11 protein-coding genes are annotated in these 13198 nt (G+C 60.8%); 2 read left to right on the top strand and 9 right to left on the bottom strand.

Annotated elements, in window-relative coordinates; genetic code table 11:
• Positions 1–19: 19 nt before the first annotated feature.
• Complete coding sequence (gene dnaE / locus C3Y91_RS26855) at positions 20–3514, bottom strand: DNA polymerase III subunit alpha (RefSeq protein ID WP_075224173.1); 3495 nt, start codon at positions 3512–3514, stop codon at positions 20–22.
• A gap of 501 nt (positions 3515–4015) precedes the next feature.
• On the opposite strand from dnaE, the gene C3Y91_RS26850 reads away from it, so the two are divergent.
• Entirely contained in the window at positions 4016–4480 is a 465-nt protein-coding gene (locus C3Y91_RS26850) for a DUF5680 domain-containing protein (protein WP_075224174.1), read from the top strand.
• 86 nt (positions 4481–4566) lie between these two features.
• Here the strand turns inward: C3Y91_RS26850 and C3Y91_RS26845 are convergent, their stop codons facing one another.
• Genes C3Y91_RS26845 through proS form a run of 3 tightly spaced genes read right to left on the bottom strand, consistent with a single transcriptional unit; the run spans position 4567 to position 7907 of the window.
• Positions 4567–5250, bottom strand: a complete 684-nt coding sequence (locus tag C3Y91_RS26845; RefSeq protein ID WP_075224175.1) for an ABC transporter ATP-binding protein — start codon at positions 5248–5250, stop codon at positions 4567–4569.
• 14 nt (positions 5251–5264) lie between these two features.
• Positions 5265–6569 (bottom strand): lipoprotein-releasing ABC transporter permease subunit, encoded by a 1305-nt coding sequence (locus C3Y91_RS26840; protein ID WP_018069479.1) that lies wholly within the window; start codon positions 6567–6569, stop codon positions 5265–5267.
• A gap of 15 nt (positions 6570–6584) precedes the next feature.
• Positions 6585–7907 (bottom strand): proline--tRNA ligase, encoded by a 1323-nt coding sequence (gene proS, locus C3Y91_RS26835; protein ID WP_130664416.1) that lies wholly within the window; start codon positions 7905–7907, stop codon positions 6585–6587.
• Here proS and C3Y91_RS26830 point away from each other — a divergent pair.
• A complete protein-coding gene (locus C3Y91_RS26830; RefSeq protein ID WP_018484031.1) occupies positions 7906–8094 on the top strand; it encodes a hypothetical protein in 189 nt (62 codons plus the stop codon). The genes proS and C3Y91_RS26830 overlap by 2 nt on opposite strands.
• 402 nt (positions 8095–8496) lie before the next feature.
• On the opposite strand, the gene C3Y91_RS26820 is transcribed toward C3Y91_RS26830, so the two are convergent.
• From C3Y91_RS26820 to nuoN, 5 genes are all read right to left on the bottom strand, one after another.
• On the bottom strand, positions 8497–8772 hold the full coding sequence (locus tag C3Y91_RS26820) for a DUF1467 family protein (RefSeq protein ID WP_018069476.1): 276 nt from the start codon (positions 8770–8772) through the stop codon (positions 8497–8499).
• Between the two features lie 114 nt (positions 8773–8886).
• Positions 8887–9291: a methylmalonyl-CoA epimerase gene (gene mce / locus C3Y91_RS26815; RefSeq protein WP_130664415.1), complete on the bottom strand. Its 405-nt coding sequence runs from the start codon at positions 9289–9291 to the stop codon at positions 8887–8889.
• Positions 9292–9293: 2 nt separating this feature from the next.
• The gene (locus C3Y91_RS26810; protein WP_018069474.1) at positions 9294–10964 is read right to left on the bottom strand and encodes a ribonuclease J; all 1671 of its coding nucleotides are present in this window, start codon (positions 10962–10964) and stop codon (positions 9294–9296) included.
• 17 nt (positions 10965–10981) lie between these two features.
• Positions 10982–11746: a biotin--[acetyl-CoA-carboxylase] ligase gene (locus tag C3Y91_RS26805; protein ID WP_018069473.1), complete on the bottom strand. Its 765-nt coding sequence runs from the start codon at positions 11744–11746 to the stop codon at positions 10982–10984.
• A complete protein-coding gene (nuoN, locus tag C3Y91_RS26800; RefSeq protein WP_018484027.1) occupies positions 11746–13191 on the bottom strand; it encodes an NADH-quinone oxidoreductase subunit NuoN in 1446 nt (481 codons plus the stop codon). Before nuoN ends, C3Y91_RS26805 begins: the two co-directional genes overlap by 1 nt.
• Positions 13192–13198 lie beyond the last annotated feature (7 nt).

Here is a 13198-nt window from a genome sequence, read left to right as displayed (position 1 = left end):
GCGACGCGCTTTAGGCTGATCAGACAAGCTCGACGTCGATGACGCCGGGGGCGGCGCGAAGGGCGGCGGCGATCTCCGGTGTGATGCGGTATTTCTCCGGCAGTGCTACTTCCACCTCGCGTTTGCCCTCCTCCTTGATGACGATGAAGGAAACGAGGCCATCGCCCTTGGCGTTCAAATGGCCGGCAACCATTCTCAGCGGTCCGGAATCGCGAACATAGACGCGCAGCGCCTTCTGCATCTGCAGCGACTTTTCCTCCAGCGACTGGATCGTCTGGATGCGCAGGCCGATGCCCTCCGGCCGCTCCTCGCCCGTCGCGGTCAGCACGAAGGATTTGCCTGACTCCAACACGTCGCGATACTGGTTGAGCATCTCCGAAAAGAGCACCGCTTCGAACTGGCCCGAAGAATCGGAGAAGACGATGATGCCCATCTTGTTGCCGGTGCGAGTCTTGCGCTCCTGCTTCGAGATGACGGTACCGGCAAGGCGCGCATTGGCCGCGCCCTGCTTGATGGCGGCGGAAAACTCGGCAAAGGTCTGCACCCGCATCTTCTGCAGGATATTGTTGTAGGAATCGAGCGGGTGGGCTGTGAGATAAAAGCCCAGCACCTGGAACTCCTTGAGCAGCCGCTCGGAGGGGAGCCAGGGCGAGAACGGCGGCAGGGAGATTTTCTCAGGCCCCGACGTCAACGTACTGCCGAAAATGTCCGACTGGCCGCTCAGTTTGTTCTCCTGGGCGCGCTGGGCATAACCGAGAATGCGGTCGAGGCCGGCTGCTAGCTGGGCGCGGTCCATGTCGAAACAATCGAAGGCGCCGGCATAGATCAGGCTTTCGAGCACGCGACGATTGACCTGACGCGGATCGATACGCAGGCAGAAATCCTCGATGCTGGCAAAGGGCTTGTCGCCACGCACCCCAACAATATGGTCGACGGCGGATTCGCCGACGCCCTTGAGAGCGGCGAGCGCGTAATAGATGCGGTTGTCGCCGGTCTCGAAATGGCGGAAGGAGGTCTGCACCGAGGGTGCGATCACCTCAATGCCGAGGCGCTTGGCATCCTGACGGAAATCATTGACCTTTTCCGTGTTGGACATGTCGAGCGTCATCGAGGCGGCGAGGAATTCGACCGGGTAATGCGCCTTCATGTAGGCGGTCTGGTAGGAGACGATGGCATAGGCGGCGGCATGCGACTTGTTGAAGCCGTAATTGGCGAACTTCGCCAGCAGCTCGAAGATATTGTCGGCCTGCGGCTTCGATACACCATTCTTGACGGCGCCTACGACGAAGCGTTCGCGCTGCTGGTCCATCTCGGCCTTGATCTTCTTGCCCATGGCGCGACGCAGAAGGTCGGCTTCGCCCAGCGAGTAGCCGGACAGCACCTGGGCGATCTGCATCACCTGTTCCTGATAGACGATGACACCCTGGGTTTCCTTGAGCAGGTGGTCGATCATCGGATGGATCGATTCCAGCTCTTCGTCGCCGTGCTTGCGAGCGTTGTAGGTCGGGATGTTCTCCATCGGGCCGGGACGATAGAGCGCCACCAGCGCGATGATGTCCTCGATGCAGTCCGGCTTCATGCCGATCAGCGCCTTGCGCATGCCGGCACTTTCCACCTGGAACACGCCGACCGTCTCGCCGCGCGACAGCATCTCGTAGGTCTTCTTGTCGTCGAGTGGAATGGCCGCGAGATCGACCTTGATGCCAAGCTTGGCGACAAAATCGACCGCGACCTTCAACACGGTCAGCGTCTTCAGGCCGAGGAAGTCGAACTTGACGAGGCCTGCCTGCTCCACCCATTTCATGTTGAACTGGGTGACCGGCATGTCCGAGCGCGGATCGCGATACATCGGCACCAGCTTGGAAAGCGGCCGGTCGCCGATGACGATGCCGGCGGCATGGGTCGAGGCATGGCGGTAGAGCCCCTCGATCTTCTGGGCGATGTCGAGCAGGCGCGCGACAACAGGTTCTTTCGCCGCCTCCTCCTGCAGCTTCGGCTCCTCCTCGATCGCCTTGGACAGCGGCGTCGGATTGGCGGGGTTGTTCGGCACGAGTTTGCAGATCTTGTCGACCTGGCCGTAGGGCATTTCCAGCACACGGCCGACGTCGCGAAGGGCGGCACGCGCCTGCAGCGAACCGAAGGTGATGATCTGCGCCACCTGCTCGCGGCCATACTTGGCCTGGACATAGCGGATCACCTCTTCGCGGCGGTCCTGACAGAAGTCGATGTCGAAGTCGGGCATCGAGACGCGTTCCGGATTGAGGAAGCGCTCGAAGAGCAGCGAAAAACGTAAGGGATCGACGTCGGTGATCGTCAATGCATAGGCGACCAGCGAACCAGCGCCCGAACCGCGGCCGGGACCGACCGGAATGTCGTGCTGCTTGGCCCATTTGATGAAGTCGGCAACGATCAGGAAGTAGCCGGGGAAACGCATGCGCTCGATGACGCTGAGCTCGAAATCCAGCCGTTCGCGATAATCCTCTTCCTCGTAACCCGGCGACATGCCGAGCGTCGAAAGCCGCATGTCCAGCCCTTCGACCGCCTGGCGGCGCAGCTCGCTCGCCTCGGCGCGTTCGGCCTCCTCGGCATCGTCGGTCGCACCGGTGAAGCGTGGCAGGATCGGCTTTCGCGTCTTCAGCACGAAGGAGCAGCGCGTGGCGATCTCGATCGTATTTTCCAGCGCTTCCGGCAGGTCGGCGAAGAGCTTGACCATCTCGGCCCGGCTCTTCAGATAGTGATCCGGCGTCAGGCGAAAGCGGCTGTCGTCGGAGACGATGGCGTTGTGCGCGACCGCCATCAACGCATCATGAGCGTCGTAATCGTCGCGCGTCGGAAAGAAAGCCTCGTTGGTCGCAACCAGCGGCAGCTCGTGGGCACAGGCGAGCCCGATGATCTTCTGCTCGTGCCGCTTGTCGTAGGTGCCGTGCCGCTGCAGTTCGACATAGAGCCTGTCGCCGAAGAGACGTTTCAGCGTGAGCAGCCGGGCTTCCGCCTGAGCGGGATGGCCTTCCTTGATCGCCACGTCGACCGGCCCGGTCAAGGCGCCGCTCAATGCGATCAGCCCTTCCGTGCCCGCCTCCTCCAGCCAGGAGGCGCTGATATGAACGGCCTGGTTGCTCTCGCCCCCGAGATAGGCCCGGCTGACGAGATCGACCAGCCGTTCGTAACCGGCATCCGTCGCAGCGAGAAGAACGATCGCCGGCAGCTTGACCAGGGCCTGCTGACCGCCGCGCTTTTCGGTTTCCAGCCCGTCTTCCATGTCGATCGAGACCTGGCAGCCGATGATCGGCTGCAGGCCTTCCTCCATCGCCTTCTGGGAGAATTCGAGGGCGACGAACAGATTGTTGGTGTCGGTAATCGCAATCGCCGGCTGGCTGTCGCCGGTCGCCTTGTAGAGGATCTTCTTCAGCGGCAGCGCGCCCTCGAGAAGCGAATAGGCGGAATGGACCCTCAGGTGGATGAAACCCGGCGTGCCGGTCGCCTCACCCGTTGAACCCTTTGCCGTATCCGCCATGACATGCCTTCCCAATCACCCGAATGAATCGGACGCATTGTCGGCATAGAGGGCGATGATGTCCAGAAGAAGTCCCGCGTCCGGACCGCATGACTGCCATGCGATCCCCTGAAAACTTTAGAACGCCATGACGATAAGCGAGAAGCTGGCAACGAACATTGCGATGGAGGTGAATGCTGCGATATCACGGATCATGTCAGTCATCGGGCTCTCCTTTACTCGTTATGTTTTCAATTTGTTCCATGTATGTTCTGCTGTCAACAGGAATCTTTTCCTCCTTTCTTGTGTTTGAAAAATGCCGGGATGCGCACCTGCGAATCGCTGGGAGCCAGCACCCGATGAGATGGGCAACAGCTTTGCCTTCTGGGCTGCCACAGATCGGTCATGGCGCCTAGACGGCCACCCCCCTCGAGGCGACCCGTTTATTTCGAGCCAATGTTCTCTTTTTGTTCTTTACACATCGCGGCATATTTGCCAGCATCGGGCTGAGAGGAGAATGAGATGTTGAATATTGCGATGCTGAACGAATTCGTCGTGGAGGCGAAGGCTGCGACCTATGTCGGCGGCGGCGTGGCGCGCGCGCCCTGCCGGCCGGGTTCCCACGATATCGGTTACGAACGCGGCGACTGGCGCTATCTCGACAGCTATTTCGGCGGCACCGATTTTGCCGGACAGGAAGTGGTGTGGCTTGCCGACGAGCCCGTCTGGGCGATGAATTATTTTGGCTGCGTCATTGCGCCTGATCTCATCGACGGCGCAGCAGCCGGGACGGTGATCAAGACAGCACTTTCGGCGATGTATCGAGAGGGCCGGTTTCTTGGCGGAATGGAATTCGACCATCCGTTCGGCCGCTATATCGACCGCAGCGAAGGCGACTGCGAGCGGTTCAGCGGCCACGAATGCATCATGGTCGATGGCCAGAAGGCCTATGTGCTCGACTACCGCGGCGGGCTGATCATCCCCTGATCGCTGCCTTAAAGCGCATCGTGTCAGTCTGGATTCACGCGATGCGCTTTATCCCAAAACCGCCGCACACTTTTGGGCGACATGCGTCAGAAATCGACGATCTTGCCGTCGGAGATCGTCACGCGCCGATCCATGCGGCGGGCGAGCTCGTGATTATGGGTGGCGATGAGAGCGGCAAGGCCGGACTGGCGCACGAGCGCCTCCAGCGCGTCGAAGACATAGCTTGCCGTTTCCGGGTCGAGATTGCCTGTCGGCTCGTCGGCAAAAAGCAGGGTCGGCGCATTGGCGACGGCGCGGGCAATCGCGACGCGCTGCTGCTCGCCACCGGAAAGCTCGCCTGGGCGATGCGAGCCGCGATGGCCGATACGCATGTAATCGAGAAGCTGACCGGCCCGCTCTCCGGCTTCCTTCCAGGAAAGCCCGGCGATCAGCTGCGGCATCATGATGTTCTCGAGTGCCGAGAACTCCGGCAAGAGGTGGTGGAACTGGTAAACGAAGCCGATTTCGCTCCGGCGGATCGCGGTGCGCTTCTCGTCGCTAAGGCCGTCACAGGCATGACCGTTGATGTTGACTTCACCACCGTCCGGATGCTCCAGCAGGCCGGCGATATGCAGCAGCGTCGATTTGCCGGTGCCGGATGGAGCGACGAGAGCGACGATCTCGCCCTTCGACATCGAAAAATCCGCGCCCTTCAGGATCGAGAGCAGCGTATCGCCCTGCCCGTAATGGCGTTCGACGCCGGTAAGCTTGAGAACGACGTTGCGTTTCATAGATGCGGCATTCCTTATTCGTAGCGCAGGGCCTGCACCGGATCGAGCCTGGAGGCACGCCAGGCCGGGAAAATGGTCGCGATGAAGGAGAGCGTCAGCGCCATGACGACGATCGACATCGTTTCGCTGAAATCCATTTCGGCCGGCAGCTGGCTGAGGAAATAGACCTGCGGATTGAAGAGAACGGTGCCTGATACCCAGGAGAAGAATTGGCGGACGGATTCGATGTTGACGCAGACAAGAACGCCGAGCAACACACCGCCAATTGTGCCGACGATCCCGATCGCCGCTCCGGTCATGAAGAAGATGCGCATGATCGCACCGGCGCTGGCACCCATGGTACGCAGGATGGCGATATCGCTGCCCTTGTCCTTCACCAACATGATGAGGCCGGAGATGATGTTCAGCGCCGCGACAAGCACGATCAGCGTCAGGATCATGAACATGACGTTACGCTCGACCTGTAGCGCCGAGAAAAAGGTCTGGTTGCGCTGGCGCCAGTCGGTGAGGTTGATCTGGCGGCCGGCCGCCTCCACTACCTTAGGCTTCAGATTGTCTATATCGTCGGGGTGGTCGACGAAGAGTTCGATCGACTGCACCAGTCCCTCTGCGTTGAAATAGAGCTGCGCCTCCTCCAGCGGCATGAAGATGATCGAGGAGTCGTATTCCGACATGCCGATCTCGAAGAGGCCGGAAATCTTGTAGGACTTGACGCGCGGGCTGACGCCCATTGGCGTAATGTCACCATCTGGCGACGTCAGCGTAATAAGGTCGCCGACGCTAAGACCCAACTGGTCGGCCATGCGCGTGCCGATCAGCACGCCCTGGCCGGAGGCAAAGCCTACCATGTCTCCCGGTTTGATATTCTCAGAAACCGCTTTGAGCTTGGTCAGGTCCTCCGCGCGGACGCCGCGCACCAGCGCGCCCGTGCTGCCGCCCGCCTGGGCGGAGGCAAGTACCTGGCCCTCCACCAACGGCAGCGCCATCTTGACGCCAGGCACGGCGGCAAGCCTGCTGGCGAGGTCGGCATAATCGGTGAAAGGGCCATCGGACGGCTGGACGATCATGTGGCCGTTGATGCCGAGAATGCGCGAGACGAGCTCTGTGCGAAAGCCGTTCATCACGGCCATGACGATGATCAGCGTCGCAACGCCCAGCATGATGCCGACAAAGGAGAAGCCGGCGATTACCGAGATGAAGGCCTCCTTGCGGCGGGCGCGCAGATAACGCCACGCCACGAGGCGTTCGAAGGTGGAAAATGGCTTGCCAGCCGGACCCAAGCCGGATTTTGAACTCCGGTCCACTGCTGCCTCTGCCATTTCGCCTCCGTTTCCTTAAGCCACGAACCGGTTGATCGCCGCTTCGATGGTCATCGTTTCGCGGGCGCCGGTCTTGCGGTCCTTCACTTCAACTTCGCCGTTGGCGACCGCGCGCGGGCCGGCGATGATCTGGACGGGCACACCGATCAGGTCGGCGGTTGCGAATTTCGTACCGGCCCGATCGTCGGTATCGTCGTAGAGCACATCCCTGCCGGCCTTGGTCAGCGCGGCATAGATCAGCTCGCAGGTATCGTCACAGGCCTGATCGCCCGCCTTCATGTTGATCACAACGATATCGAAGGGCGCGACCGATGCCGGCCAGATGATTCCGTTGTCGTCATGCGATGCTTCGATGATGGCGGGAACAAGGCGTGTCGGGCCGATACCATAGGAACCCATGTGAACGAAGTGTTCCTTGCCATCAGGTCCCTGCACTTTCGCACCCATCGGCTCGGAATATTTCGTGCCGAAATAGAAGATATGGCCGACCTCGATACCGCGCGCCGACAGGCGGTCGCCCTCGGGAACGGCGTTGAAGGCCGCCTCGTCGTGCATTTCCGAGGTCGCCGCATAGAGCGAGGTCCATTTGTCGAAGATCGCCTGCAGGCCCTCGACACTGTCGAAATCGGTGTGTGCACCAGGAATATCGAAATCGACGAAATCCTTGTGGCAGAAGACTTCGGATTCACCGGTGTCAGCGAGGATGATGAACTCATGGCTGAGCTTGCCGCCGATCGGGCCGGTGTCGGCGCGCATCGGAATGGCGCGCAGGCCGAGCCGATCGAAGGTGCGCAGGTAGGCTGCGAACATCTTGTTATAGGAATGCTCCGCCCCTTCGCGCGTCAGGTCGAAGGAATAGGCATCCTTCATCATGAATTCGCGCGAGCGCATGGTGCCAAAGCGCGGGCGGATCTCGTCGCGGAACTTCAGCTGGATGTGATAGAGATTGAGCGGCAGGTCCTTATAGGATTTGACGGAAGAGCGGAAAATATCCGTCACCATCTCTTCATTGGTGGGACCATAGAGCATCGGCCGATCCTGGCGGTCCTTGATGCGCAGCATCTCCTTGCCGTAGGCGTCGTAGCGGCCGCTTTCCTGCCAGAGCTCGGCCGATTGCAGGGTCGGCATCGACAGCTCGATGGCGCCGGCGCGGTTCTGCTCGTCGCGGATAATGGCGTTGACCTTGTCGAGCACGCGCTTGCCGAGCGGCAGCCAGGAATAGATGCCCTGCGACTGCTGGCGGATCATGCCGGCGCGCAGCATCAGCCGGTGGGAGACGATTTCCGCCTCCTTGGGGTTTTCCTTGAGGATGGGCATGAAATAGCGGGACAGACGCATGGCGGATTCCGGAGCAGTTGAGATCCCGCAGCAGGCGGAATCGAAGGCAATTGTTGATGTGGGAGCGTTCATAGCCGCTTCGCGGCAGGAAGGAAACCCGCAACGGATGCCGGCCACCTCCCGGAAGCGCATGTTCGCACCCGCAAAATGGAAGGGCGTGAAAAAGCGCGTGTTTATAAGGACTTGAACGAAAATCTTGTCAACAGAAAAATTTTGCTAGAGTGTAGCAAAAATGCAAAAAAAGCTGATGACAAAGCCCAATGTTTGAGCTAGTTTTAGCTCACAAAACAGGCAGGAAGTTAAATTCTTGCCGAATTCGCGGTCAAGTCTTGGGAGGATCAGATCTTAGGCGCGCTCGTCGCAGCCCCGGCAACGGTTACAGATCACGCGATACTTAAAACAAGGCTTTTAGCCTTGTTTTTTTTTGGCTTTTCGGCCTCCGTCCCATCCAGAAATCCGACCGACTTCCGTAAGGGAATAGCCCTCATTCCGTTACGCGAGCTCTTTGCCGCAACAGCATGACGCTGGTATGACGAAACTCGCATTCAATAAGCTTACATCTGCCCAAAGTTTGAGCAAAAGCCACGATTCAATAGAAGCTAGGGCCGAGTTGCGGCAGGGCGTCGAAGCCCCAGCCGAAATAGGTGTCGCAGACGTACCAGAGGCCATAGACCAGGGCCGAAATCAGCGTCGTCAGCGAAAACACGAAGGCGGCGCGAAACCGGGTGGGCGCGCTCGGAACGGTGCCGAGCACGACATCATCGTCTTCCGCCTGCGTACGCAGACCGACCGGCAGGACGGCAAAAAGCGTCATCCACCAGATGATGAAGTAGACGGCAAATCCCTGAAGAAAGATCTGGAGCATTATGGTTCCCGTTGGTGTCGCGCCGGTATCGCGTCCTTATACGGCGGAATGGCGACCACTCAAAGCGGACGAACGGTTTTGGCCGGTCTTCGGGTCACTCTGCCGCAGCAGGGCTCAGGCCTGTTCGAGTTCGATCAGCGTGCCGAAGAAATCCTTGGGATGCAGAAAGAGTACCGGCTTGCCATGGGCGCCGGTCTTCGGCTGGCCGTCGCCGAGCACCCTTGCGCCCGCCTCTACCAGCCGGTCACGGGCGAGAAGGATATCGTCCACCTCGTAGCAGATGTGGTGCATGCCGCCGGACGGGTTCTTTTCGAGGAAGGCTGCGATCGGCGAGGCAACCCCGAGCGGCTGCAGCAACTCGACCTTGGTGTTCGGCAATTCGACGAAAACAACGGTGACGCCATGCTCTGGCAGGGCCTGCGGCTGCGATACGGCAGCACCCAGCTTATCGCGATAGGCCGCCGTCGCCGCGGCCAGATCGGGCACGGCGATGGCGATATGGTTGACCCGGCCGAGCATGGTCAGACCTTGGTGACGAAAGCGGTGACAAGAGGTTTCTTGCCCCAGGTGTTGTTCGCGGCCGAGCGGATGGCGCGGCGCACGGCCTCCTGCAGCATGTCGATATCCTTGCGGCGGGCGCGCGGAATGCTCTCGATGGCGCTGACCGCCGCGTCGAAGAGCGTATCCTCCATATCCTCGCCCTCGTCATCGTAGGTCGGCAGGCCGATCGAAATGAGGTCGGGTTCGCCGACGATGTCATAGCGGGCGTCGAGCACGACATTGACCGCGACATGGCCGACATAGGAGAGCTTCTTACGCTCGCCGATACCCATCTCGTCGAAATCGCCGATCAGCGTGCCGTCCTTATAGATCCGGCCATGCGGTGCCTCGCCGATCACCTCGACCGGACCGGGCGCCAGCCGCAGGATATCGCCGTTGCGCACCCGCGGCACCAGTGCGATGCCGGATTGCTCGGCAAGTTCCTTGTGCGCCGTCAGATGCGTTGCCTCGCCATGCACCGGCACGACGATCTTCGGTCGCGTCCACTCATACATCCGCTGCAACTCGTTGCGGCGAGGATGGCCGGAAACGTGGACCAGCGCCTCGGTATCCGTGATGATGTGCACACCTTGCTCGACGAGGCCGTTCTTGATGTCCTGGATCGCCTTCTCGTTGCCGGGAATGGCGCGAGAGGAAAAGACGACGATATCGCCTGCCGCAAACGCCACATTGCGCATCTCGTCGCGCGAGAGCTTGGCAAGGGCTGCCCGCGCCTCGCCCTGGCTGCCGGTCAGGATGACGACGACCTTATCGCGCGGGATATAGCCGTATTCGTCCTCGGAGATGAAAGGCTTCACACCTTCCATCAGGCCGATATCCTGGGCGACGTCGACGACGCGCTTCAGCGAACTGCCGAGCAGCAGCACTTCGCGGCCGGCCGCCTCGGCAGCCTCGGCAACGGTGCGGATACGCCCGACATTCGACGAGAAGGTGGTAATCGCCACCCTGCCCTCGGCATTCTCGATGATCTTGCGCAGGCTTTCGGACACATCCTTCTCGGAGGGCGAAACACCGTCGCGCAGCGCATTGGTGGAATCGCACATCAGCGCCAGCACGCCCTCGTCGCCGAGCTGGCGGAAACGTGTCTCGTCGGTCAGGGGCCCGAGCGAAGGCTCGTGGTCGATCTTCCAGTCGCCGGTATGGATGACATTGCCGACCGGCGTGCGGATCATCAGCGACATCGGCTCGGGGATCGAATGGTTGACGGCGACGCCTTCGATGCTGAAGGGGCCGACATTGATCGTATCGCCGGCCTTGAACGGCGTCACCGGCACTTCGCCGATCTTAGCCTTCTCGAAATTGCGCTTGGCTTCGAGCAGACCGGCTGTGAAACCAGAGGCATAGACCGGCACGTTGAGGCCGGGCCAGAGGTCGGCGAGCGCACCATAATGGTCTTCATGCGCATGGGTGATGATGATCGCCTTGAGGTTCTTTCGTTCGCTGGCGAGGAAGCGGATATCGGGCAGCACGAGGTCGACACCCGGCAGATCGGGCCCCGGAAAAGTGACGCCACAATCGACCATGATCCACTGGCGATGCTCGGGCGGGCCGTAGCCATAGAGAGCGAGATTCATACCTATCTCGCCAACGCCGCCCAGAGGCAGGAATACCAGTTCGTCCTGTTTCGCCATAATTTTCGTTTTTTCCGCTATCCAAAAAACACATCACCGGCAGCAATGGGCATTATCCTGCCAGTGCCGGTATCGAGCATCAACAAGCCATTATCATCAATTCCGGCGAATTGTCCGGAAATCGATCGGTCCGGCAAATTGACCGTAATCTTTTCGCCGATGCCGCAGGCGATCGCGCGCCAGAGCGCCGTGATCTCGCCGATGCCGCGGCCCTGGTCCCATATTTCAAGCACTTCCGCCGTGGTGGCGAAGAGGTGCGCGAAGAGTTCCTCCGGCGAAGCCGCACTTCCCTGCTGGCGCAGACAGGTGACGGGGTAGAGCGGATTGTCCGGCATCACAGAGATATTGATACCGATGCCGACGATCAGCGCGTAACGTCCGTCCGGCAGTCCCTCACCTTCGACGAGAATGCCGCAGGTCTTCTTTCGGCCGATGAGAATATCGTTCGGCCATTTGACCTCGAGCGGTTCGGCACCCAGTGGCAGCACCCTGCGGATCGCCTGGTGCACGGCAACGGCGATCGCCAACGGCAGCGAGCCCAGGCGCTCCATCGGGGCCGGGTCGATCAGAAGAAGAGAAGCGTAGAGATTGCCGCGCTCGGAAACCCAGAGCCTGCCGCGGCGGCCGCGGCCGCCCGTCTGCTTTTCGGCGGTCACCCAGACATTGCCACCATCGCCCGCCCGAGCCCGGGCGAGGCATTCGCTGTTAGTAGACGATGTTTCCGACAGAGCCTCGTGCCTGAAATCGCCGAGCGACATCCGGCGCCGCCCGTCGGAAGCCATCAAAAGAGCGTCGCGGCGGCAAGCTCTGCCGCACCGCCGATCGGGCCGCCGATGAGGACATAGGCGGTGACGAAGAGACCGGAGAGACCGAAGACCAGACGCAGCGCACCGGAGACACGGGCGAATTCGCCGGTCGCCTCATCGAACCACATCAGCTTGATGACACGCAGATAATAGTAAGCGCCGACGACCGAGGCGAGAACGCCGATAATGGCAAGCGCATAGAGCTTGGCTTCGATGGCGGCAACGAAGACGAAGTACTTCGCGAAGAAGCCGGCAAGCGGCGGGATGCCGGCGAGCGAGAACATCAGCGCCGTCAGCACCACGGCCATGAACGGGTTCGTCGTGGAGAGGCCGGCGAGATCGTCGACATTTTCAACGACGGTGCCGTCCTTGCGGCGCATCGACATGATGATCGCAAAGCTGCCGAGCGTCATGACCATGTAGATGACCATGTAAAGCATGACGCCGGTGACGCCGGTCTGGTTGCCGGCGGCAAGACCGACCAGCGCATAACCCATGTGGCCGATCGAGGAATAGGCCATCAGCCGCTTGATGTTCTTCTGGCCGATCGCGGCAAACGAGCCGAGCAGCATCGAGGCGATCGAGATGAAGACGACGACCTGCTGCCAGTCCGCCAGAACCGGCTGGAAAGCGGTGATGACGATACGGGTCATCATCGCCATGGCGGCAACCTTGGGTGCTGCGGCAAGGAAGGCGGTGACCGGCGTCGGCGCGCCTTCGTAAACATCCGGCGTCCACATGTGGAAGGGAACGGCGGAGATCTTGAAGGCGATGCCGGCGAGGATGAAGACCAGGCCGAAGATCAGGCCGAGCGAACGCGCGCCCTCGACGGACAGCGCCTGGGCGATCTCGGAGAAGTGGGTGTGGCCGGTGAAGCCGTAGACCAGCGACATGCCATAGAGCAGCATGCCGGAGGAAAGCGCGCCGAGGACGAAATATTTCAGGCCGGCTTCGGTCGACTTCAGGCTGTCACGGTTGATCGCGGCGACGACGTAGAGCGCCAGCGACTGCAGTTCCAGCGCCAGATAGAGCGAGATCAGGTCATTGGCCGAGATCATCAGCAGGATGCCGAGGGTCGCAAGCACCAGGAGAACCGGGAACTCGAACTTGTCGAGCTGATTTTCGCGGGCGTGGCCGATCGACATGAATATGGCAACCAGCGAACCGATCAGCGCCACCAGCTTCATGAAGCGCGAGAAGCCGTCCGCCATGTAGACGCCGCCATAGGCAAGGCCTTCTGCCGGCACGAAGAGCAGCCACAGGCCGGAGGCCAGGAGCAGGACGATGGCCAAGCCGGTGACGACAAGGCCCGACCGCTCGCCTGAGAAGACGCCGACCATCAACAGGACAAGGGCGCCGACCGCGAGGATGAGCTCCGGCGCGGAAAGATGCAGACTGAGGAGAATTGTTTCAGCGGTCATGTCCAAT

The sequence above is a fragment of the Rhizobium ruizarguesonis genome (assembly GCF_012349115.1).
Classification (GTDB): Bacteria; Pseudomonadota; Alphaproteobacteria; order Rhizobiales; family Rhizobiaceae; genus Rhizobium; species Rhizobium ruizarguesonis.
This window is presented reverse-complemented; position numbering and strand designations above follow the sequence as displayed.